Genomic DNA, 24177 nt, shown 5'->3' on the forward strand with positions numbered 1-24177 from the left:
TTGTCCCTTTGTCGTCAACGGTCCCGCTATTCTAGCCCCGGACCCGCCGAAAAGGTTGATCCTGCTCATGAGCCAAGCCCCCCTCGTCCTGGTGGACGGTTCTTCTTATCTGTACCGCGCCTTTCATGCGCTGCCACCGCTGACCACGTCCAAAGGCCTGCCGACCGGTGCGGTCAAGGGCGTGCTGAACATGCTCAAGAGCCTGCGCAAGCAGTATCCGGACAGTCCGTTTGCCGTCGTATTCGACGCCAAGGGTGGGACGTTTCGCGATGCGTTGTACGCCGAATACAAGGCCAACCGCCCGAGCATGCCCGACGACATGCGTGTGCAGATCGAGCCGCTGCATGCCAGCGTCAAGGCCCTGGGCTTCCCGCTGTTGTGCGTGGACAACGTCGAGGCCGATGACGTGATCGGCACCCTGGCCCGCAGTAGCGCGGCGGCCGACCGTCCGGTGGTGATCTCCACCGGCGACAAAGACATGGCGCAATTGGTCGATGGGCACATTACCTTGGTCAATACCATGACCGGTAGCGCCCTGGACGTGGCTGGCGTGAAGGAGAAGTTTGGCGTCGCTCCCGAGCAGATCATCGATTACCTGGCGTTGATGGGCGATTCTTCCGACAACATCCCGGGCGTTCCGGGTATCGGGCCGAAGACCGCTTCCGGCCTGCTGGTGGGCGTCAATGGCGGCCTGACCGAGCTGTACGCGCAACTGGACATCGTCGCCACCTTGCCGATCCGTGGCGCCAAGACCCTGGCCGCCAAGCTTGAAGAGCACAAGGAAATGGCGTTGCTTTCCTACGAGTTGGCAACCATCAAGACCGACGTACCGTTGGATGTCGGCCTCGACGACCTGCAAATGGGCCAACCGGATCACGAGAAGCTCGCCGAGCTGTACACGTTGTTGGAATTCAAGAGCTGGTTCGAAGAAAACCAGCGGGACGCCAAGCGTGCCGGTCAGGAGATCGTTGAAGTTGCCGAAGAACAGCCCGGCGCGGCCGAGGCCAAGTACGAGGTCATCCTCGATCAGGCGCGCTTCGACGCGTGGCTGGCCAAACTGGACAAAGCGCCGCTGTTTGCCTTCGTCACCGAAACCAACGGCGGCGATGCCCAGCATTCGCAACTCGTCGGCTTGTCGTTCGCCGTGGCCCCTTTCGAGGCTGCCTACATCCCGCTGACCCATTCCTACATGGGTGTGCCGGAGCAACTGGACCGCGACACGGTGCTCAAGGCCCTCAAGCCGCTGCTGGAAAACCCGAACAAGCTCAAGGTCGGCCAGCACGCCAAGTTCGAAACCAACATCCTGGCCAACTGCGCCATCGATGGCGATCAGAATAACGGTATCCTGGTCCAGGGCATCGCCTTCGACACCATGCTCGAATCCTACGTGCTGGACTCCACCGCGACCCGCCACGACATGGACAGCCTGGCGCTCAAGTACCTGGGCCAGAGCAAGACCGATTTCCAGGACATCGCGGGCAAAGGGGTCAAGCAACTGACCTTCGACCAGATATCCCTGGAACTGGCCGGCCCTTACGCCGCCGAAGACGCCGACGTGACCTTCCGCCTGCACCAGGCCCTGCAGGAAAAACTGGCGGCCACGCCAAGCTTGGGCACCGTGCTCAATGACATCGAAATGCCGCTGATGCCGGTCCTGGCGCGCATCGAGCGCCAGGGGGCGCTGGTCGATGCCAACCTGCTGGGTGTGCAAAGTGTCGAGCTGGGAGAAAAACTGGTGGCGCTGGAGCGTGAGGCGTTTGCCATCGCCGGCGAGGAGTTCAACCTGGGTTCGCCGAAGCAATTGGGCGTGATCCTGTACGAAAAACTTGGCTTGCCGGTGCTCAGCAAAACCGCCAAGGGCCAGGCGTCCACCGCCGAAGCGGTGCTCGCCGAGCTGGCGGAGCAGGATTACCCGCTGCCCAAGGTGCTGATGCAGTATCGCTCGCTGAGCAAGCTCAAGAGCACCTACACCGATCGTTTGCCGGAGCAGATCAATAGCCGCACCGGCCGTGTCCATACCAATTATCAACAGGCCGTCGCCGCGACCGGGCGCCTGTCGTCCATCGACCCGAACCTGCAGAACATTCCGATCCGCACGGCCGAAGGTCGACGTATTCGCCAGGCCTTCATCGCGCCGAAAGGTTACAAGCTGCTGGCGGCGGACTACTCGCAGATCGAACTGCGGATCATGGCGCACCTGGCCAAGGATGAAGGTCTGCTCCATGCGTTTCGCAATGATCTGGACGTGCACCGGGCCACGGCCGCCGAGGTGTTCGGCGTCGACTTGGACGCGGTCACCCATGACCAGCGCCGTAGCGCCAAGGCGATCAACTTCGGCTTGATCTACGGCATGAGTGCGTTCGGCCTGGCCAAGCAGATCGGCGTCGATCGCAAACAGTCCCAGGCTTATATCGACCGCTACTTCGCCCGCTACCCGGGTGTGCTGGCGTACATGGAACGCACCCGCGCCCAGGCGGCCGAGCAAGGTTTTGTCGAAACCATTTTCGGTCGCCGGTTGTACCTGCCGGACATCAACGCGAAAAACCCGGCCCTGCGCAAAGGCGCCGAGCGCACGGCCATCAACGCGCCGATGCAGGGCACGGCGGCTGACATCATCAAGAAAGCCATGGTCGCCGTGGATCGCTGGCTGAGCGCGTCAGGGTTGGATGCCAAAGTCATCCTGCAGGTACACGACGAATTGGTGCTGGAAGTGCGTGAAGACCTGGTCGACCAGGTGCGCGAGGAAATCCGCCAGCACATGAGCGCCGCCGCCACGCTGGACGTGCCGCTGCTGGTGGAAGTGGGCGTGGGCAATAACTGGGATGAGGCGCATTGAGTCGTAACAACTGGAATTGAACGGACCTGTCTGGAGCGGGGACAGGTTGAACCCTGTGGCGAGGGGATTCATCCCCGCTGGGCTGCGCAGCAGCCCTAAGACCCTTGGCCTTGGTGTGTCAGGCTGATTGCTTTCAGCCTTTTTGGGGCTGCTGCGCAGCCCAACGGGGATAAATCCCCTCGCCACATCGGATCATCCGGTTCGTTAGTTCGGAAAATTCCTAAGGCTATTTCCAAAAATAATCTGAACTAAACCCGTCAAATGCCACTCAGAGATTTTGAATGGCTGGTGAAGCCCTTCAATGCTCCTATGTTGTGTTAAGTGTTGGCAGATATCTGGACCCCGCCCTAGCGGTCCGGAACTTGGACCCCGAACTTCCCCCTCCCCATAAGAAGTCCGGGGTTTTTTTTGCCTGCGATCTGGCTTATTCGGCCTCTTCGCTGCCCTTGTCCGCCAATTCCATCCAGTCGGCCAGCACCGTGTAGGCTTCTTCCAGGCCCATGCGCTTGGGCGCCGAGAACAGCTGGATGGTGATCGCGTCACCCCAGCCTTTGCGAATTTCCGACTGCACTTTGAGCAGGGTATTTTTGGCCGCGCCGTAGGTGAGCTTGTCGGCCTTGGTCAACAGGATGTGCATCGGCATGCCGCTGGCGACCGCCCAATCGAGCATCAACAGGTCGAAGTCGGTCATCGGATGGCGAATGTCCATCATCAGGATCAGGCCTTTCAAACTTTCGCGGCTGCCCAGATAGGCTTCCAGGTGACGCTGCCAGTGTTGCTTGAGCGGGATCGGTACCTTGGCGTAGCCGTAGCCGGGCAGGTCGACCAAACGCCGTTCATCGTCTAGCTTGAAGAAGTTCAAGAGTTGCGTGCGACCCGGGGTTTTCGAGGTGCGTGCCAGGCTTGCATGGGTCAAGGTGTTCAGCGCGCTGGATTTGCCGGCATTGGAGCGCCCGGCAAAAGCCACTTCGAAGCCTTCGTCGTCTGGGCATTGATCGACTTTGGCGGCGCTGAGCATGAAGGTGGACTGTTGGCACAGGCCGAGGATGGGGTTCTTCAGTTGCATGGGATTTCCGATGTGGGCGGCGTCGGGAATGGACGCGGCAAGCTGTGTCGTTTCCGTTTCAGTGACGCCAGTATATAATGCCGCAGATTTTGTGTGCGCTTTGTCCCAGCGTAGGATGAAGCTCACGGGAGCGACCGACCGAAATTGCGCGTTAGAACGCAGCTCGTTCCCAACCCTGAAAAGGTCGTTTTATGACGAAATGGCTGCTAGCTGCCGGTGTCTTGATGCCGCTTTACAGCGCTCAGGCTACACAGGATCCGGAAGCTGTGTACAACCGTGTTTGTGGTGCCTGTCATTCCGGCCAACTCCCCATGGCGCCCCGCAAGGGCGATCAGGAAGCTTGGACGCCGAGGTTGGCGAAAGGTATGGAGACGCTGGTGCAACACGTGACCCAGGGTTTCAAGGCGATGCCGCCGCGTGGTTTGTGCATGGACTGCAGTGCCGAGGATTACCGAGCCATCATCCAGTGGATGAGCGAGTGAACCCGGTCCATAACTCTTTAACCCTTAGCCGTAGTTGGATTAGCTGATGAACAAACTGATCGTGAGTCTGCTGTTGACCTTGGGGATATCCGGCGTAGCCCACGCCGCTGGCGATGCCGCTGCCGGTCAGGCGAAGGCGGCCGTATGCGGAGCCTGCCACGGCCCGGATGGCAATAGCATGGCGCCCAACTTTCCGAAACTGGCGGGCCAGGGCGAACGTTACCTGAACAAGCAACTGCACGACATCAAGTCCGGCAAGCGCACGGTGCTGGAAATGACCGGCCTGCTGACCAACCTGAGCGATCAGGACCTGGCGGACATCGCGGCGTATTTCGCCAGCCAGAAGGGCAGCGTCGGCGCTGCCGATCCGAAACTCGTGGCCCGTGGTGAAGCGCTCTTTCGCGGTGGCAACCTGGACAAAGGGCTTCCAGCCTGCACCGGCTGCCACTCGCCTGACGGCAAAGGCAACGCGGCAGCCGGCTTCCCACACTTGGGCGGCCAGCATGCCCAGTACGTAGGCAAGCAATTGACCGACTTCCGCAAAGAAGAGGGTGGCCGGACCAACGACGGCGATACCAAGCCGATGCAGAGCATTGCGAAAAAGCTGAGCGACGAAGATATCGCTGCGGTATCCAGCTACATCCAGGGCCTGCACTGAGGCCTTTGGCTGGCGTTGCAAGGGGCGTACATCCCTTGCAACGTTAACGCTCGATTAATCTGTCGATGCGAGCATCAAAAGGGTGGCTTTGGCCGCCCTTTTTTGTGGCCGCTGCCGTTACACTAGAGAACTTGAACCCGCCACGGTCTGTCTTAGAAGCAGGCCTCGCGAGGCCCCCTCATTGTCCAGGAGTAAAGCATGCGTAATCTGATCATCAGCGCCGCGCTCGTCGCCGCCAGCCTGTTCGGCGTAACTGCCCAAGCGGCTGAAAAGCCCGCCGCACCTTATGTCGAATTGACCAACCCCGTTCCGGTGGCGGCGCCTGGCAAGATCGAAGTCGTGGAGCTGTTCTGGTACGGCTGTCCGCATTGCTACGCTTTTGAACCGGTTATCAACCCATGGGTCGAGAAACTGCCTTCGGACGTTAACTTCGTGCGCATCCCCGCCATGTTCGGCGGCCCGTGGGATGCCCACGGCCAGATGTTCCTGACACTCGAGGCCATGGGCGTCGAGCACAAGGTCCACGCTGCCGTTTTCAACGCGATCCAGAAAGAACACAAAAAGCTGACCGACAAGGAAGACATGGCCGACTTCCTGGCGACCCAGGGTGTGGACAAGGAGAAATTCCTGGCCACCTTCGACTCCTTTGCCATCCAGGGTCAGATCAAGAAGGCCCGCGAGTTGGCGAAGAAATACGAGATCACAGGTGTACCGACCATGATCGTCAACGGCAAATACCGCTTTGACATCGGCTCCGCCGGTGGCGCAAATGAAGCCCTGCAACTGGCCGACCAGCTGATCGCCAAAGAGCGAGCGGCCACCAAGGCTGCTGCCAACTAAGCGCGGCCCACGCCCATGGCCCGCTGGAGCACCGAACGCATCGTTGGCCTGCATGAACCGCGGGTCAACGAGCATCATGTCATGTCCGCGGGCCTGCCTGGCGATAGCCGCTTGCGGCTGCTCAGCTTCAATATCCAGGTGGGCATCAGCACTGAGCGCTACCGGCATTACCTGACTCGCGGCTGGCAACATTTGCTGCCGCACACCGGGCGTGCCGGTAACCTGCAGAAAATCGGCGACCTGCTCAAGGACTTCGACCTGGTGGCCCTGCAAGAGGCCGACGGCGGAAGCTTGCGCTCAGGCTACGTCAATCAGGTGGAACACCTGGCCCAATTGGGCGCCTTTCCCTACTGGTACCAGCAACTCAATCGCAACCTCGGTCGCCTCGGCCAACACAGCAATGGCGTGTTGAGTCGCTTGCGTCCGTGGGCGATCGAAGATCACCCGTTGCCCGGCCCCAAGGGGCGCGGTGCGATCCTGGCGCGTTTTGGCGAAGGCCCGGAGGCGCTGGTCGTGGTCATGATGCACCTGGCGCTCGGGGCGCGTACCCGGACGATGCAGCTGGCGTACATTCGCGAATTGATCGGTGGCTACAAGCACCAGGTGTTGATGGGCGACATGAACACCCATGCCACCGATTTGCTGCAGACTTCGCCCCTGCGCGATCTCGGCCTGCTCGCTCCACAACTGGAAGCGACATTCCCCAGCTGGCGCCCCCAGCGCTGCCTGGACCATATCCTGTTGAGCCCGACCCTGACCCTCGAACGCGTCGAGGTGCTGGCCCAACCCATTTCCGATCACCTGCCGGTCGCGGTAGAAATTCGTTTGCCAGGTTCGCTCACGGCCGATGCATTCCCCGCGCTGAGTCCTGCACCTCGCGGATCCGATGAATGAGCGACGACGCCGAACGCTGGAGAGAGAAGTACCTCAAGAGTATCGAACAGCAGGAAAAGCTTGAGCGCCGTTGGGAGGCTCGGCTCGACTTGCTGCGTCGTGGCCTGGTGCGCAGCACCCTGGCCGCCGAGGGCACTGACAGGGCTGTCGATCAATGCATGAAAGAGATGCGCGAGGTGGTGCGCACCAATGACATGGATGCCGGCCTCGCTGCCCTGCTGCCGCGCCTGGAGAAAGCCGTACTCGATTCCGAGCAGCGCCGCGAGACCCGGGTCGAGCAGACGAGCGCCGCGTTGACCGCCCTGGTTGCCCAGTTGCAGAGCCTGCCGCTGCCCAAGGAAGTCAGGCGGCCGCTGAAGAAATTTGCCAAGCAACTGGAGGATCGGGCCGGCCAGGCTCGGGAGATTCCGCTGCTGCTCAGCGAACTGAGCGGCTTGCAAGGCAAGGCACTCAGTGCCCTGGATGCCCCTGTCGAACCGAGTCGCCCCGGCCTGCTGCAACGGCTGTTTGGTGGCCAGGGCCATGAGGACGCGACGCCCCAGCCCCACGACCCTGCCCAGGCCCGCGTGGCACCTGCGTCAGAAATGGCCCTGCCCGTAGCCGTGGCGCCGGCAACGGCCGCAGAACCCGTCGCACCGGCACCCTCGGTGGCGGAGCAAGCGCCCGCCTTGGAGACAACGCCCGAACCGGTTGCCCCGACTGCACCGCAGATCGAGATCGTTCCCGCGCCCGCTCCAGCACCGGCAGCCGAAGTGGTTCAGCCCGCCAGTGAATCGGACGACCAGGCAACCGAGCCCGCGCCGCTGCCGACGCCGCTCGCCGAATTACCCGCGATTGTGGCGCCCGCACTCGAGAATCCCGACGAGCTGATGCCCGAGGAGCCTACCCAGGCCCTGCCCGCCCCTTCGCTACCGCCTGCGGAGCTCGACGAGCCCCTGGAAGGCGCCGATGTGGCTGACGCCCAGTACGCCCTGCCCGACTCGCCGGAGCCGTCCTACAGTTCGGTCGCCAAGCATATCGAAGACACGCTGTTGGGCCTCTTGGGCGACCTGACCTTGCCCGAGCGTCATCGACCACAAGCCGAAGCCATGTGTGAGCGTCTGCGCAATGGCTTGAACTGGTACGAATTGCTGCCGATCCTCGATGACCTGGCCGTGCTGATGCTGGCCATCACGGACACCGGCCAGCATGAATTCGAGGCGTACTTGCAGCGCCTCAACGATCGGCTCGAGTCATTCCAGAGCAGCCTGCAGGCCGCCAGTGAAGACCACGCCGAAAACCTGTCGGCCTCCAGGGAAATGGACACCCAGATTCGTGAGCAAGTGGACGGCCTGCAAAGCAGCGTGAAGGAAGCCGATGACCTGGAAGGCCTCAAGCAGGTGCTCGAGGATCACCTCGAAGGCTTGCTCGGTACGATGAACCACCACCGCCAGCAACGTGATCAACGCGAGCAGGAGGTCTCGGCTCGCCTGAAAAGCCTGGCCGATCGCGTTGCGCTGATGGAGCAGGATGCCCAGGTCGTGCGGGAGAATCTCGAGGAACAGCGGCAAAAAGCCCTGATCGATCCGCTCACCGGGCTGCCCAATCGCGCCGCCTGGTCCGAGCGCCTGGAGCATGAAGTCGCCCAGTGGCAACAACACGGCAACAGCTTGCTGCTGGCCATGCTCGATCTCGATCATTTCAAGCGCATCAATGACAACTATGGCCATCTGGCCGGTGACCGGGTGTTGAAACTCATCGCCTCGGTCCTGCGTAAACGCCTGCGTAGCGGCGATTTCATTGCGCGTTTTGGGGGCGAGGAGTTTGTGCTGCTGGTGCCCAATACCTCCCTGGCTGCTGGCGCCAAGCTGGCCGAGGCGCTGCGCCTGGCCATCGAAGGCTGTCCGTTTCATTTCAAGGGCGAGCCGGTGACGGTGACGGTATCCATCGGCCTGACCGCTTTCAAACCCGGCGAACACAGCGACTTGGTGCTTAAAAGAGCCGATCAGGCGCTTTATCGGGCGAAAAGTTCCGGGCGCAACCATGTGGAATTGGGCTAGGGGGCTAATTGTTCCAATTTGTTTAATATCGCCGCGCGCACCGGATCATCGCGAGGCGATACGTTACACTGTTGCATTACTCCCAGTGCGTATTGCCTTCCGCCATGAAATTTTTCTCGCTCATTGTTTCTTTATTTATCCTGGCCGGCTGTGCGAGTGGCCCGCGACTCGACACCCGTCATCCTTCCGTCAACCATGACAACCGTATCCAATTCGTGGTGGTGCATTACACCTCGGCTTCCCTGGAGCGCTCGCTGGCCCTGCTGACCCATGGCGAAGTCAGTGCCCATTACCTGATCGGCGACGATAAAGGCGCGACCATTTACAAACTGGTGGATGAAAGCCAACGCGCCTGGCATGCCGGGGAAAGTGAATGGGAAGGCCGGACCTGGCTCAATTCCAGTTCCATCGGCATCGAAATCGTCAATCCGGGTTTTGTCGACACGCCTACCGGGCGCCTTTGGTATCCGTACAGCGAAGCCCAGGTCCAGGCCTTGATCGTATTGCTCAAGGACATCATCCAGCGCAACGGCATCAACCCGCGCAGCATCATCGGTCACAGCGACATCGCGCCCCTGCGCAAACTCGATCCGGGCCCGCTGTTCCCTTGGAAGCGCCTGGCGCAAGCGGGTTTAGGAGTCTGGCCAGACGAACAGGCCGTCGCCCGCCAGCAGGCCGTCTTCGCGCCGCAGCTGCCGCCTGCCGTTTGGTTCCAGGCCGAGCTGGCCCGCCTGGGCTACCCGACGCCGCAGACCGGCGAGTGGGACGTGGCCACCCACCATGTACTGGCCGCCTTCCAGATGCACTACCGACCGGCCCGCTTCGATGGCATGCCGGATGCGCAAAGCGCGGCGATTCTGCAGGTGCTCAACCAGACAAAATAATGACGCCCGTCTGACGAATCGGGTCAAATCCAAATCAGAAGCTATAACTCATTGGTAACTTTCGGATTACCCATGATGACGGCCACCCGCGAAACCCTACACAGCTGGCTCCATCGCCCCGTTTTCCTGGCGATGGTGGCAACTGCCCTAAGTACCGTCCTGCTGCTGGCGGGGAGTCTGTTCGTGGTCGTGCAGCAGATCCAGCAGCGCGAAAGCGACCAGATGAATGCCCAGGGCGAGCGCTTTCTGCAGCGCCTGGAACAGCTTTTCGGGCAACTGCGTGAAAGCCTCGACGACTTGCAAAACCAGCCGTTGCGCGGATGCAACGACGACATGATCGCCACATTGCGACAGGTCAGCTTCAACTACCGTTTTGTCTACGAGGCGGCGTATATCGATGGCAGCGGCGTCTGCTCCAATCGTCCACGCCAGGGCGGCTTGTCAGTGACCCGCCCGCCCGACATCCGCGGGCCGACCTACAATTACTGGCTCAACACCACCACCGAGCCTGACGAAGACCGCGCCGCATTGATGCTGGGCCGCGGCAACTTTCGGGTGGCCACGTCCCGCGGGCATTTGACCGATGTGGTCGATTTACCACCGGGCAGCAGCCTGCTGGTCGTCCTGGATAACGGTAAACGGGCCATTCCCGTGCTAGGGACGGACCAACACTGGCCGCCGGTCGAGCCTTGGCCGCCGAAAAGCCACAATGCCTTGCAAGTGACGCAGAACCGCTTGATCTATCGGATGCCGACCGACAGCCCGGTCTATCAACTGGTGCTTATCGCCCAGCGCAGCGGTTTTAGGGTTCCGGCCAATGCCTGGTGGATGCTGCCCATCAGCCTGATGCTGGGCCTGGGGATTGGTTTCCAGGTGTTTCTGCTGGCGCGTCAGCGCCAGTCCATGGACGCCGAACTGCATGGGGCTATCCGGCGTGGTGAATTGCAGGTGCTTTACCAGCCTATTTTCGACCTGAGCAGCCGTAACTGTGTCGGGGCGGAGGCCTTGCTGCGCTGGCGACGACCGGACGGCACCCTGACCAGCCCGGACCTGTTTATCCCGATGGCCGAGAACACGGGGCAGATCCGCCAGATCACCGATTTCGTGTTGCAGCGGCTGTTCGATCAATTGGGCCAGCTGTTGCGGGCCAATCCGCAGCTGTATATCTCGGTGAATCTGGCGGCCTGCGATGTGATGGTGCCGCGTATTGGCGAAGTGATCGCCCGCCTGCTGGCGCTGCATCGCGTGTCGGCGCACCAGATTGCCTTCGAAGTGACCGAGCGTGGGCTAGTCGATGTGTTGGTCGCCCGGGATAACCTGCAATCGCTGCGCGACGTCGGGCATCAGGTGTTGATCGACGATTTCGGCACCGGTTATTGCAGCCTGGCCTACCTGCAAACGCTGCCGGTAGACTGCCTGAAAATCGACAAGGCCTTCATCGACGCCTTGGGCCACGACGCCGCCAGCAGCGGCGTGGCCCCGCATATCATTCGCATGGCCCATGCGCTGCAACTCAAGGTGATAGCCGAAGGCATCGAGCATGAAGCCCAGGCTTCCTATTTGAGCAGCGAAGGGGTGAGGTTCGGCCAGGGCTGGCTGTTCGCCCATGCCCTCAGCGCGGTTCAGTTCATTGAACTGATTACCCGTGGCCGGCGCCTGCGTGGTCGGCGCCTCGATGACGAAGCCTGAGTCTCCTCAGGCCATGAGCTCAGACTGCTAGCGCCATGTAGAACTGCGTGCCCTGCCCCGGCCTTGAATAAACGCCCATGCGCCCGCCGTGGAGCTGGACGATCTCCTTGCACAGCGCCAGGCCGAGGCCCGCACCCCCCTTCTTGCGCCCGACCTGGACGAAAGGTTCGAAGATCCGTCCCTGCTGGCCGTAGGCAATGCCTTCACCGTTGTCTTCGACACTGATGATCACCCGCTCGCCATGACGTCGGGCCTGCAAGCGGATCTGGCCGTTTTCGGCGGTGTGGCGCATGGCGTTATCGATCAGGTTATCGAGTACGCGATCCAGTTGCGCAGCGTCTGCATGCAGGCGCGGGAGCGGGCCCTGGATCGCCACGAGCAGCTCGATACCCTTGGTTTGGGCCTGCTCGGCAAACCGCAGCCGGGCCGCTTCCAGTAGATCGTCGATGGAGCAAGGCGCCAGGGTCAGCTTCTGCAGGCCGTTCTGGTAGCGAGAGAAGTTCAGCAGGTCATTGATGAGTTGCATCAGTCGCTGCATTTCTTCTGTGACGGTGTTGAGCAGGTCGGCTTCGCGCGACTCTTCTGAAAAATGCAGGCGCTCCTGTAACAGGCCGAAGGCCATGTGCATGCCTGTCACGGGCGTGCGCAGTTCATGGGAGGCACGCAAGACGAACTCGCTGCGCACCCGTTCGAAGGCGCGCTGCTCGGTGACGTCATGCAGCACCATGACCGCGCCGAGAATGTGGCCCTGGGTATGGCTGACCGGGGTGAGGCTGTAGGTGAGCACCCGCGACTCGCCATCCACTTCGACGCTCAGGTCTTCCGGCGCGCGCTCCAGGCTTCCACCGCGCAGCACCAGGTGCAATTCTTCATCCAGTTCAAGGCGTCCCAGCGCCTCGCCCAGTCCTTGGCCGAGGCGTTCCTCATCCCAGCCCAATTGACGCTGGGCCACCGGGTTGAGGTGCTCCAGCTGACCTTTGCGGTCGATCATCAGCAAGCCGTCGTCGATGCTGTCGAGCACGGCTTGCAAACGTTGCTGACCGGCGAGCAGCTCATCGATGTTGGTGGCCTGATGCTCACGCAAGGCCTCGGCCATGACCCCGAAGCGACGGGTCAGCAGATTCAACTCAGCGGCCGAGGAAACGGGTAGCGTGACCTCGAATTTACCTTGGCCGATGTCGTCCGCCGCTGCGGCCAGTACCTCGATCGGCGCGCCGAAACGCCGGGCAATGCCATGGGCCGTGATAAACCCGATGATCAGCACCGCAAACCCCACCAACCCCAGCAGTCCGGAAATCCACATTGCGCGCTCACGGGCGCGATCCTGGGTTTCACTGATGTTGGTCAGGGCCCGGCGATAGCCCTCGATCAGTCCATTGCGCAGCACATTGAATTTTTCGGTGAGGTCCTTGATGTTCGCGAGCTGGCTCGGCTGCTGGCGAGACGCGGTGAAGGCTTCAAAAAACTCAATGTAGTCGGCCTTGGCCCTGCTGAAGCTGACTGCCGCTTCATCCAGCCCCTGTTCGTGGGCGATGCCTTCGTCGATCAGCGCCAGGTATTGCTGCTTGGAGGCCTCCAGCACAGCCAGGTCGGGCTTGTCGTCGAGCATGATCATCAACTGATCGCCGAGCGTCTGGCGCAGCTTGAGGCCCAGGTCCAGCAGGATGAAGTTGTCGCGTACCGATTGTTCCTGGGTATTGGCCATCTGCATCACACTGACCAGGCCAAGCACCAATCCCAGCAGGGCCACGGTGATCAGGGCCGAGATACTGAGAAACAGTCGTGTGCGCAGCTTCATCGCCAGTTTCATAAGGTGTCGCTCACAGGTTGTACTGCTTGCGTTTGCGGTACAGCGTGGAAGCATCGATACCCAAGGTCTTGGCCGCCTGGTCGAGGGTGTCGGCCGTGGCCAGCACCGCGCCGATGTGGGCTTTTTCCAATTCGTCGAGGCTCAGCGCGGCACCGATGCGTGGCGCATTGTTGACCGGTTGCTCGGCCATGCCCAAGTGACTGATTTCGACCTTTTCCTGAGGGCAGATGATGCTGGCGCGCTCGACCACATTGCGCAGTTCCCGGATGTTGCCCGGCCAGCGATAGCCTAGCAGCGCTTCGCGCGCTTCATCGCTGAAACCCCGGGCCGGGCGCGCGTACTCCTTGACGAAGCGGGCCAGGAAGCGGTCGGCCAGGGTCAGGATGTCTTCGGCACGCTCTCGCAATGGCGGCAGGTGCAGGGTGATGACGTTCAGGCGATACAGCAGGTCTTCGCGAAAGCGTCCGTCGCGCACCATGTCTTCGAGGTTGAGGTTGGTCGCTGCGAGAATCCGTACGTCGGCGCGACGGGTGACTGGATCTCCTACCCGCTCATATTCCTTGTCCTGGATGAAACGCAATAACTTGGGTTGCAATGTCAGAGGAAAATCGCCGATCTCGTCGAGAAACAGCGTGCCGCCGTCGGCCTGGTTGACCCGACCCAACGTACTCTCGCTGGCCCCGGTGAAAGCCCCACGGCTATGGCCGAACAATTCGCTTTCCATCAGTTCAGCGGTCAGCGACGGGCAATTGATGGTGACGCAGGACTTTTTCGCCCGCTTGCTCCAGCCATGGATCGCCTGGGCCAGCTCGCCCTTGCCGGTGCCGGACTCGCCGAGGATCAGGATGTTGGCGTCGGTGCTGGCGACCTGGCGCGCGGTTTCCAGGACGACTTTCATCGCTGGGCTGTGGGAGTCCAGGCCATCCTTGGGTTTGCGCACTTCCCCTTCAAGGGCTTCGAGCCTTGCCGACAGCTGGCGTACTTCCAGTTGCTTGGCGGTCGCCAGGCGCAATTGATCGGGGCTGCACGGCTTGACCAGATAATCGGCCGCCCCGGCCTGGATCGCATCGACCGCGGTATCGACTGCCGAGTGAGCGGTGACGATGACCACGCGCATCCAGGGTGCCTGGATACGCATTTGTGCCAGGACATCCAGGCCGTTGTCCTCCCCCAGGCGCAGGTCGAGGAAACACAGGTCGAACACCTGGCGTTGCAGCAGTGCGTCGGCCTGGGCGGCGCTGTTGGCGGTGGCGACGCTGTAGCCTTCGTCTTCCAGGCAGTATCGGAATGTACGCAGGATGGCGGACTCGTCGTCTACCAGCAGAATGCGGCCTTGGTGCTCAGTGGCGGATTCCATTTTTCCTACGCTCCTTTAATGAATGATGTTGGTTAGTGTCAGAAAAATCGGGCAAGTTGCATGGTCGATTCTGAGGGGATATTACTCATCAAGAATGGCCCTGTGGACGTCTGACTCCTAAAAGCCTGATTTGAGTTCCTTTTTTTACGAATCGTCCGGTTCGGACGGTTCGCATCGCTCATTCCGACAGCTGTGTCTGACAGCCAATTCAAAAACAATCTAACGACTTTTCCTGCTGATTCGTGCAATACGCACGACCGACGCCTGCGCCATCGTGCAGGATGCGCTCCCGGCATGTTGCACTTATTTATTAAATTATTGATTTTAAAGGTTTTTATCTGGCAAAAAATCCTGGCACGACGACTGCAATGCTCTGATCAACGTGGCGTAGCGCGCCTCAACCAGATCACCGCACTCGGGTGGGGAGGAATTTCAGGATGAATCGTCAAAGTGTCACTCAATTTGGCTCCGCCCACTTCAAAAGTGCCGCCCCATTGCGCCTCTCTTCCCTGCACGTCCAGCAGGGCGCATGGGCTGCCTTGGCGCTGCTGGTCACCCTCGTAACGGGCCAGCAATGGTCGCTCTGGTATCAGAGCCAACAGCCCCAAGCGCCGCAGGTTTCGATTCACCGTGCCCCACAGACCCATTTCAGTGCCGTCAGCAGCCTTGAAGAAGCGTCCGCTTCAATGCGCATGATGGATGTCGACCAGGCCCAGCCATTGAGCGCCATGCCGCGTGAAGAGCGCTGGGTGTTTTAACCCGATGAACCGGTCGTCCATTGCGCCGGAACCATCACCGCAAGACCTTCACTAAATAGAAAAGCGTAAGGAGAATCACCATGTTGAGCTGGGCAATTACCTTCCTGATCATTGCCATCATCGCCGCCGTACTGGGCTTCGGTGGTATCGCAGGCACCGCCACGGGCATCGCCAAGATTCTCTTTGTTGTGTTCCTGGTGATGTTCATCGCTTCCTTCTTCTTTGGCCGTCGTGGCCGAGGCTGACCATGAGCGTTTCACTCAAAGGACTGGCCGCCGCCCTGTTGCTGGGCGGCAGTGCCATGGCAATGGCTGCCAATGACGGGCAGATGCGCGTCAATCAGTTGCTGCAGGCCGACCCGCAATACCGCGAGACCTGGCAGCACGTCGTGAAAAAGGAAGAACGTCTACCCGAATGGGTGATGAACCTGTCGGGCGATTCGGACCAGATGAATGCTGTCGAAGAAGATGGCGACAAGTATTTGGTGGGGCCGCTGTGTGAAACCCAGGCTACGTGTCGCAGCAAGCGTCTGATCGTCGCCTTCAGTTTCGACAAGGACGAAGCCTATGCCATGTTGGTGGAAGTCCCTGCGGGGCTGCCAGCCGACAAGTCCCCGACGCGGCATGCCGACTACCGATTCCTCGGCAAGCCCGATGAAGGTATGCAGAAACTGTTAATGGAACAACTCAAGAAAGATCCGAACTGGTACTGATTCTGAAAATGGGAAAAGCAGCCCTGCTTTTCTCTGCTGCACAGCCCGAGGAGGGCCAGTGCATGACCAAGGGGCTGGGACGTTCTGACTGATGAGAGTTGGAGTGACCTACGGGCACAAGGGGTGCCTGCGAAAGGGCCGGGTCAGGTAAAAGCTGCGACGCAAGTTCGCAAAGCCATCGCGGCTTGGCGAACTTGCGTAGAGCTTCTTGTTCGCAAAATGCGTACGCCAGAGCGGTTGGTGGATTGGCCGCGGCAAGTCCTTCGGCGATGCGGCATTTTGTCTCCTTCCGCCGATTTATCCCCCTTTGCCCAACCGTATATCGGAGAATGCCGAGGTAATTTCTCCCATGGGCCGCGTCTTGAGCCGCTGCCGTTTCATCGGTTCCCCCCACTTGCGAGAGAAAGCCCAGCTACGCTGAAACGGCCGGTTCACGGCACTTATGCCTGCATAAATGTCGCATTCGAACCGCTTGGAAGGCGGGTTTCGTTTGAAAAATCTCATGCCGATTCGGCATGGGGTAGGCGTTTATGGCATTAGACGAGCCCCCCTTGCATCGCAATAGTTGCGCCTTTTTTCGCCTGCCAGTAAGCCGCTAACGCGCTCGGGGTGACCTTATACGGGGGCAGGGGCATGAGTGTTTTTCGTCATCGACGATCCATTCGCGCCACTGTCCGAGTCCAACTGAAGTAAGGGTAACAATATGAAGAAGGCACGACTAAGCCTCGCCTGGCAGATCCTCATCGGTCTGGTGCTCGGGATTGCATTGGGCGCGCTGCTCAACCATTTCAGTGCCGAGAAGGCCTGGTGGATCAGCAATGTGCTGCAACCGGCGGGCGATATCTTTATCCGTCTGATCAAGATGATCGTGATCCCGATCGTGATTTCCTCGCTGATCGTCGGCATCGCCGGGGTCGGTGATGCCAAGAAGCTCGGGCGCATCGGTCTCAAGACCATCCTTTACTTCGAAGTCGTCACCACCATCGCCATTGTCGTCGGCCTGCTGCTGGCCAACTTCTTCCAGCCGGGCAGCGGCATCGACATGAGCACCCTGGGTACGGTGGATATCTCCAAGTACCAGGCCACGGCCGCGGAAGTCCAGCATGAACATGCGTTCATCCAGACCATCCTCAACCTGATCCCGTCGAACATCTTCGCCGCCGTTGCGCGTGGCGAGATGCTGCCAATCATTTTCTTCTCCGTATTGTTCGGCCTGGGCCTGTCCAGCCTGCAATCGGACCTGCGCGATCCGCTGGTGAAAATGTTCCAGGGCGTGTCGGAAAGCATGTTCAAGGTCACCCACATGATCATGCAATACGCCCCCATCGGCGTGTTCGCCCTGATCGCGGTGACCGTCGCCAACTTCGGTTTCGCCTCGCTGCTGCCGCTGGCGAAGCTGGTGATCCTGGTTTACGTCGCCATCGCCTTCTTCGCCTTCGTGGTGCTGGGCCTGATCGCCCGCCTGTTCGGCTTCTCGGTGCTCAAGCTGATGCGCATCTTCAAGGATGAGCTGGTGCTGGCCTATTCCACCGCCAGTTCCGAAACCGTGCTGCCACGCGTGATCGAGAAGATGGAAGCCTACGGCGCGCCGAAAGCCATCTGCAGCTTCGTGGTACCCACCGGTTATTCGTTCAACCTCGACGGTTCGACTCTGTACCAGAGCATCGCGGCGATTTTCATCGCCCAGCTGTACGGCATCGACCTGTCCATCAGCCAGCAATTGCTGCTGGTGCTGACCTTGATGGTCACCTCCAAAGGCATCGCCGGTGTGCCGGGCGTGTCGTTCGTGGTGCTGCTGGCGACCTTGGGCAGCGTTGGCATTCCGCTGGAAGGCCTGGCCTTCATTGCCGGTGTCGACCGCATCATGGACATGGCCCGTACCGCGCTGAACGTCATCGGCAACGCCCTGGCCGTGCTGGTCATCTCCCGTTGGGAAGGCATGTACGACGATGCCAAGGGCCAGCGCTACTGGAACTCCCTGCCGCACTGGCGCAGCAAAGAGCCGCTGCCAGCAGGGGAACCTTCCAGCCATTGATGCGCCGCTCCCACAGGGGGCTACGCAGTGACTATTAAACCCCGGAGCAATCCGGGGTTTGTCGTTTCTGCCAGCCCCGCTATCATTCGCGGCATCTTCGGGGGATTTAACTGATGCTCAATGGCCTTTGGCTTGGCTTCTTTATCGTGGCTGCCGTGTCGGCGCTGGCGCAGTGGTTGATCGGTGGCAACGCCGGGATCTTCGCGGCCATGGTGGAAAGCATTTTCGCCATGGCCAAGCTGTCGGTGGAGGTCATGGTACTGCTGTTCGGCACCTTGACCCTGTGGCTGGGCTTCCTGCGCATCGCCGAAAAGGCCGGCATCGTCGACTGGCTGGCCAAGGCCCTCGGGCCGCTGTTCTTACGCTTGATGCCGCAAGTGCCTGCCGGCCACCCGGCGATCGGCCTGATCACCCTCAACTTCGCCGCCAACGGCCTGGGACTGGACAACGCAGCCACCCCCATCGGCCTCAAGGCCATGCGCGCCCTGCAAGATCTCAACCCCAGCCCGACCATCGCCAGCAATGCGCAGATCCTGTTCCTGGTGCTCAACGCCTCGTCGCTGACGCTGCTGCCGGTGACGATCTTCATGTACCGCGCACAGCAAGGCGCGCCGGACCCGACCCTGGTGTTCCTGCCGATCCTGATCGCCACCAGCGGCTCGACCCTGATGGGGTTGTTGTCCGTGGCGTTCATGCAGCGCCTGCGTCTCTGGGATCCGGTGGTGCTGGCTTACCTGATTCCGGGAGCGCTGGCGCTGGGCGGCTTCATGGCGTTGCTGGCGACGCTCTCGGCCACGGCCCTGGCGGGGCTGTCATCGATCCTGGGCAACCTGACCCTGTTTGGCCTGATCATCCTGTTCCTGGTGGTGGGCGCGCTACGCAAGGTCAAGGTGTACGAGGCCTTCATCGAAGGCGCCAAGGAGGGCTTCGACGTTGCCAAGAACCTGCTGCCGTACCTGGTGGCGATGCTCTGCGCCGTCGGCGTGCTGCGGGCTTCGGGGGCGCTGGATTTCGGCCTCGACGGCATTCGGCACCTGGTGGAGTGGGCCGGCTGGGACACGCGTTTTGTCGATGCCTTGCCGACCGCCATGGTTAAACCGTTCTCCGGCAGCGCCGCCCGGGCGATGTTGATCGAGACCATGAAGACGTCCGGCGTGGACAGCTTCCCGGCCCTGGTGGCGGCGACTATCCAGGGCAGCACCGAGACCACGTTCTACGTGCTGGCGGTGTACTTCGGCGCCGTCGGCATCCAGCGGGCGCGCCACGCCGTGGGTTGCGCGCTGTTGGCCGAGCTGGCGGGGGTTCTGTCGGCGATCGGCGTCTGCTACTGGTTCTTTGGCTGAGGTTTCAGGGCGCCGGCGTTACAAAGCGCTGGCCCTGCTCCAACGTCCAGTTCACCACCTCGGCGGTCAGCCGGTCACTGGCCCGGCCAAAGCCGTCCACCACTGCCGGCACCTTCACGTCATTCAACGGCTGGCGCACTTCAAAACGGCGACTGGCCAGGATGCGCTGGTCGAAGCCGCGCACCAGCAGCGCGTCCAGGCGAATCACCACGCTGGCCGCAGTGCCCAGGTATTCGGTCTGGAACGCCTGCAATTGCCCGCCCAGTTCCAGATCCGCTTGCAGGTTGCTGTCGGCGACGCTCAACAACCTGACGCGCCCATCCTGGGCGAAGCCATCGAGCAGGCGGTTGCGCAGCAGCACGGGGGCTGGGTCGCTCCAACGCGAGGCGGCGTAGCTGCTGAACAGGTTGCCTTGGGGAATGACCGCGATTTTCGGGCTGTTGAGCACTTCGCTGGCCTGGGGGCTGGCCAGGCGCAGCGACCAGCTCACCGCCGGGCCCGCAGACGCGGGGGCCTGGGTGACGGGCAAGCGATACACATCCGAGGGTTCGGCCTTGGGCAAAATCGAGCAACCGCCCACCAGGAGCAATCCTGCCAGTAAGAGAATAGGGCGGATAAACTGGTTGCACGGCTTCATGGCGTGAACTCCTTGTCCTTGTCGTTGCCCAGCAAATAGCCGCTGGGGTTGGCATCCAGGCGCCGGGAGATTCCCCGCAGGGCGCTCAGGGTTTCGCGCAGTTCACGCACGGCTGGCGCCAGGGCATTGAGGCCCTGCATGCCGTTATTCAGCGAGTCGCGGTTGTCGTTCAGCAGTTTGTCGAGGGTCGCCGTGCTGCGGGCCAGGGACTGCATGGCCTGGCCGGCGTTGCCGAACGCCTGTTTGCCCTGGTCGTTGAGCAAACCATTGGCGTTGCGCATCAACGCCGTGGTCTGTTCCAGCGTGGCGCTGGCCTGTTTGCCGATGGACGCCAGTTGCTGCATGGCCTGGCGAATATCGCCGCGCTGCTCGGCAATGACCCCGGTGGTTTGTTCCAGATGCTCGAGCGTCTTGCCCAGGCTTTGGACGTTGTCCGAGGAAAACACCTCATTGGCGTTGTGCAGCAGCAGGTTGATGCTGGTCATCAAGTCATCGCTGTTGTTGAGCAGGCGGGCAATAGGCGAGGGCGCGGCGATGATCACGGGCGGTTCCCCGTCGTGCCCGGTCAGTGCCGGGCTCTGGGGCGTACCGCCACTGAGCTGGATAATCGAGGTGCCGGTGATGCCGGTCAGTGCCAGCTTGGCCTGGGTGTCTTGCTTGATTGGCGTTTCCCCGCTCAAGCGCACCCGCGCCAGAACCCGGCGCGGGTCGTTCGGGTCCAGGCGCAGGTTGACGACGTCGCCGACCTTGATCCCGCTGTATTCCACCGAGCTGCCCCGGGACAACCCGCTGACCGCCTCGTTGAACACCACTTCGTAATACTTGAATTCGCTGTCCACGTTGGACTTGGCCAGCCACAGGCCAAACAACAGGGCGCCAGCCACCACAATGACGGTGAACAGGCCGATCAGCACATGATGGGCTCGGGTTTCCATGTCAAACCTCGTTCGATTGTGTAGCGGCCGATAACGCCGCGCGGCCGCGAGGGCCATGGAAGTATTCGTGAATCCAGGCATCGTCGGTTTCCGACACCTTGTCGATGACATCGGCCACCAGGACTTTTTTCTGCGCCAGTACCGCCACCCGGTCGGTGATGGTGTAGAGGGTGTCCAGGTCATGGGTGACCAGGAACACGCTCAGGCCCAGGGCATCGCGCAGTGTCAGGATCAATTGGTCGAACGCCGCCGCACCGATGGGATCGAGGCCGGCGGTGGGTTCGTCGAGAAACAGGATGTCCGGGTCCAGGGCCAGCGCACGGGCCAGGGCGGCGCGCTTGATCATGCCGCCGGACAGCGAGGCGGGGTACTTGTCGGCGGCCGATAACGGCAGGCCGGCCAAGGCCAGCTTCACAGCCGCCAAGTGCTCGGCGTCGGCCCGGCTGAGCCCGGCGTGTTCGATCAGTGGCAGGGCGACGTTTTCTGTCACGGTCAATGATGAGAACAGCGCGCCTTTCTGGAACAACACGCCAAAGCGCCGTTCCACCCGCGAACGTTGTTCCGGGGGCAGGCTCGGCAAGTCCTCGCCGAACACCCGCACAGAACCTTCGCTGGGCCGGTTCAGGCCGACGATGCTGCGCAGCAGCACCGATTTGCCGCTGCCGGAGCCGCCGACCACGGCAAGGATCTCGCCCTTGTACACGTCCAGGTCGAGGTTTTCATGCACGCTCTGGCGGCCAAAGCGATTGCACAGGCCGCGCACTTGAATCACCGCCTCGGTGGGCGGTCGCAAGGGTTGGCTCACCAGTTCATCTCCATGAAAAACAGCGCGGCCACGGCATCGAGCACAATCACCACGAAAATCGACTGCACCACGCTGGACGTGGTGTGAGCCCCGACCGATTCGGCACTGCCACTGACCTTGAAACCTTCCAGGCAGCCCACGGCAGCGATCAGGAAGGCAAAGATCGGCGCCTTGACCATCCCCACCAGGAAATGCTGCACGCCAATGTCCGACTGCAACAGCGTGAGGAACATGGCCGGTGAAATACCCAGCGACAAAGCGCAGACCACGCCGCCACCGATAATGCCCGAGAGCATGGCCAGGAAGGTCAGCATCGGCAGCGCCACCAACAGCGCCAGCACCCGTGGAATCACCAGCAACTCGACCGGATCGAGGCCCAGGGTGCGGATCGCGTCGATTTCTTCGTTGGCCTTCATCGAGCCAATCTGCGCGGTGAACGCGCTGGCGGTGCGGCCCGCCATGAGGATCGCCGTCAGCAACACGCCGAATTCACGCAGGAACGAGAACGCCACCAGGTCCACGGTAAAGATGCTGGCGCCGAAATCGGCCAGCACCGTTGCGCCGAGAAAGGCCACCACTGCGCCCACCAGGAACGTCAGCAGGGCGACGATGGGGGCTGCGTCCAGGCCGGTCTGTTCGATGTGAACGACCATCGGTGTCATGCGCCAGCGCCTGGGGCGAAACAGGTTGCGGGCCAGGGTTTCCAGAATCAGGCCGACAAAACCCAGCAGTTGCAGGGTGTCTTGCCAGACTTTTTCCACGGCGCGGCCGATACGCGTCAGCAGTTGTGTCAGCACGCTGACCTGCGGCTCTTTCACCGGTACACAGAAGTCCGTCAGCGAGCAATAGACCGTCTGCAACAGCGCCCGCTCGGCGGCGGGCAAGCTGCAATCGGGGTGGTCGGTGGTCTTGCCCAGCCGTTCGGAGCCCAGCAGTTCCACCAGCAACGAAGCCCCGGCGGTGTCGAGGGCGCCGAGGCCGTTGAGGTCGATCAGGGTGTTCTCGTCGTATTGGCCGCGCAAGGATTCGCTCAAGCGCTTGAGCTGCGCGTAATGGGCCAGCGTCCAGTCGCCGCCGACCCAGAGCCGGGCCGGAGAGCGAGACGTGTCCAGCCGGGCTGTGCCAGTGTGGGATCCGGGGGTCATAAGCTCCATGCTCGTTCGACTTGAACAGCGCTACCTAATAGCATGGTCGCCGTTATTTTGCCTCGGGTGCGTCAGCGCTCACGTTGAAACGCAACACGCCGATCATCTGACCATTTTCCGTCAGCACCCGCACCTGCCATTTGCCTGTCGGGTCTTGCGGGAAGTTCTGCTTGTGGGTCCAGGCGCGATAGCCTTCCTTGCGCCCGCCGTGGATGTCCAGGGCGATGCGGTCGACTTCTTTACCGTTGAACTGCCAGACATGATAAATCCGCTCATCAAGCCCTCGCGGTGCGTTGATGGCGGTGTAGGCGTACAGGCCGTTGCCGCGAATCTGGGCCGCGCTGACTTCCTTGAGGCTGGCGCCCGGCGTGCGATCTTCCAGTTGCGTGCTGATCGCCACTTCGGTCATCCACAGCGTGGCCGGTGGCACCCAGGAGCGCAGCACCCAGCCGGCGGCGCCAATCCCCAGGGTGATGCACAGGATCGCCAGGGCATTGCGCACGGTGCGGATCGGGAAGATCGAGGCCAGGCTGGGAAACGACAGCAGCATCGCAATGCCCAGCGCCAGCTTGAAGCTTTGGTCGGTGGTCAGGTGCAGGATCACCGGCAGCGCGGTGAGCAGGGCGGCGAACAGCGTCAGCGTGTGCAAGGCCAGGAACGCCCAGCGCCGAGGCGCCAGCCATTTGTAGTACAGCGGGTCGGTGATCGAAATCAGCGCCGCGATCGTCAGCAGGCCGGTGAAAATCAGCTGGCTGCTGTTCCAGGTGGTGGTGATGAAGAAAAACGGCAGGACGAAAAACAGGCTTTCCTGGTGAATCATCTGCGTGGCGTAGCGCAACAGCGGCTGGGGGATTTCCCGTTTGAAAATCCGCGCGAACAGCCGGGTCATACTGTTCTCGACCATCAGCCAGAGCCAGCTCACCAGCATCATGATGGCGATCCAGGTCGCCAGGCCCTGCTGGCGATCCACCAGCATGAAGCTGCCGACCCCGGAAATGAAGCCACCGAGCGCAATGACCCCTGGATAGCGCTTCATCAGTTCAAGGAGGCGCTGGATATAGACCGTCAGGTTTTGCATTCGGTAGTTTCGCAGTAAGTCGTAGGAAATATCCCTGACAGAGTATCGTCAGGGCAACGTTGTGACGAGCGTGCTTTTGTGGTGAGGGGATTTATCCCCGTTGGGTGAAGCAGCCCCACTAAGTAAAATCGAGCCGTCCTTGATAGCGACTGCTGCACAGTCGAACGGGGATAA

21 protein-coding genes are annotated in these 24177 nt (G+C 61.3%); 13 read left to right on the top strand and 8 right to left on the bottom strand.

Annotated features, from left to right (window positions below; translation table 11 throughout):
* The first annotated feature begins 67 nt into the window (after positions 1–67).
* Positions 68–2836, top strand: a complete 2769-nt coding sequence (gene polA, locus BT116_RS12305; RefSeq protein ID WP_072343850.1) for a DNA polymerase I — start codon at positions 68–70, stop codon at positions 2834–2836.
* A 424-nt stretch (positions 2837–3260) separates the two neighbouring features.
* Here the strand turns inward: polA and yihA are convergent, their stop codons facing one another.
* Entirely contained in the window at positions 3261–3902 is a 642-nt protein-coding gene (yihA, locus tag BT116_RS12310; RefSeq protein WP_003196227.1) for a ribosome biogenesis GTP-binding protein YihA/YsxC, read from the bottom strand.
* A gap of 191 nt (positions 3903–4093) precedes the next feature.
* Between yihA and BT116_RS12315 the strand changes: the two genes are divergently transcribed.
* The 7 genes from BT116_RS12315 (at position 4094) to BT116_RS12345 (ending at position 11388) form a co-directional block, all read left to right on the top strand.
* Positions 4094–4384, top strand: a complete 291-nt coding sequence (locus tag BT116_RS12315; protein WP_003196231.1) for a c-type cytochrome — start codon at positions 4094–4096, stop codon at positions 4382–4384.
* Between the two features lie 46 nt (positions 4385–4430).
* The gene (locus BT116_RS12320) at positions 4431–5042 is read left to right on the top strand and encodes a c-type cytochrome (protein WP_072343853.1); all 612 of its coding nucleotides are present in this window, start codon (positions 4431–4433) and stop codon (positions 5040–5042) included.
* A 198-nt stretch (positions 5043–5240) separates the two neighbouring features.
* On the top strand, positions 5241–5882 hold the full coding sequence (locus BT116_RS12325; RefSeq protein ID WP_063323617.1) for a thiol:disulfide interchange protein DsbA/DsbL: 642 nt from the start codon (positions 5241–5243) through the stop codon (positions 5880–5882).
* Positions 5883–5897: 15 nt separating this feature from the next.
* Complete coding sequence (locus BT116_RS12330; protein WP_072343856.1) at positions 5898–6776, top strand: endonuclease/exonuclease/phosphatase family protein; 879 nt, start codon at positions 5898–5900, stop codon at positions 6774–6776.
* Positions 6773–8815: a GGDEF domain-containing protein gene (locus tag BT116_RS12335; RefSeq protein ID WP_072343859.1), complete on the top strand. Its 2043-nt coding sequence runs from the start codon at positions 6773–6775 to the stop codon at positions 8813–8815. Before BT116_RS12330 ends, BT116_RS12335 begins: the two co-directional genes overlap by 4 nt.
* Positions 8816–8919: 104 nt before the next feature.
* Positions 8920–9699: an N-acetylmuramoyl-L-alanine amidase gene (locus BT116_RS12340; RefSeq protein ID WP_072343861.1), complete on the top strand. Its 780-nt coding sequence runs from the start codon at positions 8920–8922 to the stop codon at positions 9697–9699.
* A 75-nt stretch (positions 9700–9774) separates the two neighbouring features.
* Entirely contained in the window at positions 9775–11388 is a 1614-nt protein-coding gene (locus BT116_RS12345; protein WP_072343903.1) for an EAL domain-containing protein, read from the top strand.
* A gap of 19 nt (positions 11389–11407) precedes the next feature.
* Here BT116_RS12345 and BT116_RS12350 read toward each other — a convergent pair whose 3' ends face one another.
* Positions 11408–13198: an ATP-binding protein gene (locus tag BT116_RS12350; protein WP_072343863.1), complete on the bottom strand. Its 1791-nt coding sequence runs from the start codon at positions 13196–13198 to the stop codon at positions 11408–11410.
* 10 nt (positions 13199–13208) lie between these two features.
* Complete coding sequence (gene algB / locus BT116_RS12355) at positions 13209–14555, bottom strand: sigma-54-dependent response regulator transcription factor AlgB (RefSeq protein WP_063323612.1); 1347 nt, start codon at positions 14553–14555, stop codon at positions 13209–13211.
* A gap of 437 nt (positions 14556–14992) precedes the next feature.
* Here algB and BT116_RS12360 point away from each other — a divergent pair, with 437 nt between their 5' ends.
* From BT116_RS12360 to BT116_RS12380, 5 genes are all read left to right on the top strand, one after another.
* Positions 14993–15313 (top strand): hypothetical protein, encoded by a 321-nt coding sequence (locus tag BT116_RS12360; RefSeq protein ID WP_072343865.1) that lies wholly within the window; start codon positions 14993–14995, stop codon positions 15311–15313.
* Between the two features lie 80 nt (positions 15314–15393).
* Positions 15394–15558, top strand: a complete 165-nt coding sequence (locus BT116_RS12365) for a DUF1328 domain-containing protein (protein ID WP_003177151.1) — start codon at positions 15394–15396, stop codon at positions 15556–15558.
* 2 nt (positions 15559–15560) lie between these two features.
* The gene (locus BT116_RS12370; protein WP_072343867.1) at positions 15561–16025 is read left to right on the top strand and encodes an inhibitor of vertebrate lysozyme family protein; all 465 of its coding nucleotides are present in this window, start codon (positions 15561–15563) and stop codon (positions 16023–16025) included.
* 703 nt (positions 16026–16728) lie between these two features.
* Positions 16729–18060 carry a glutamate/aspartate:proton symporter GltP gene (gltP, locus tag BT116_RS12375; protein ID WP_072343870.1) on the top strand — a complete coding sequence of 444 codons (1332 nt, stop codon included), beginning with the start codon at positions 16729–16731 and terminating at the stop codon, positions 18058–18060.
* A gap of 113 nt (positions 18061–18173) precedes the next feature.
* A complete protein-coding gene (locus BT116_RS12380; RefSeq protein ID WP_063323608.1) occupies positions 18174–19403 on the top strand; it encodes a nucleoside recognition domain-containing protein in 1230 nt (409 codons plus the stop codon).
* 4 nt (positions 19404–19407) lie between these two features.
* On the opposite strand, the gene BT116_RS12385 is transcribed toward BT116_RS12380, so the two are convergent.
* The 5 genes from BT116_RS12385 to BT116_RS12405 are packed head-to-tail and all read right to left on the bottom strand — an operon-like array spanning position 19408 to position 24003.
* Positions 19408–20040 (bottom strand): ABC-type transport auxiliary lipoprotein family protein, encoded by a 633-nt coding sequence (locus tag BT116_RS12385; RefSeq protein WP_072343873.1) that lies wholly within the window; start codon positions 20038–20040, stop codon positions 19408–19410.
* On the bottom strand, positions 20037–20975 hold the full coding sequence (locus tag BT116_RS12390) for an MlaD family protein (protein ID WP_072343875.1): 939 nt from the start codon (positions 20973–20975) through the stop codon (positions 20037–20039). Before BT116_RS12390 ends, BT116_RS12385 begins: the two co-directional genes overlap by 4 nt.
* Position 20976: 1 nt before the next feature.
* A complete protein-coding gene (locus BT116_RS12395) occupies positions 20977–21780 on the bottom strand; it encodes an ABC transporter ATP-binding protein (protein WP_063323605.1) in 804 nt (267 codons plus the stop codon).
* A complete protein-coding gene (locus tag BT116_RS12400; protein WP_072343878.1) occupies positions 21777–22925 on the bottom strand; it encodes an ABC transporter permease in 1149 nt (382 codons plus the stop codon). The genes BT116_RS12395 and BT116_RS12400 overlap by 4 nt, the downstream gene beginning before the upstream one ends.
* A gap of 52 nt (positions 22926–22977) precedes the next feature.
* Positions 22978–24003, bottom strand: coding sequence for a DUF5924 family protein (locus BT116_RS12405; RefSeq protein WP_063323603.1), 1026 nt, complete (start codon positions 24001–24003; stop codon positions 22978–22980).
* Positions 24004–24177 lie beyond the last annotated feature (174 nt).

The sequence above is a fragment of the Pseudomonas sp. NFACC16-2 genome (genome assembly GCF_900119205.1).
GTDB classification, from domain to species: domain Bacteria; phylum Pseudomonadota; class Gammaproteobacteria; order Pseudomonadales; family Pseudomonadaceae; genus Aquipseudomonas; species Aquipseudomonas fluorescens_Q.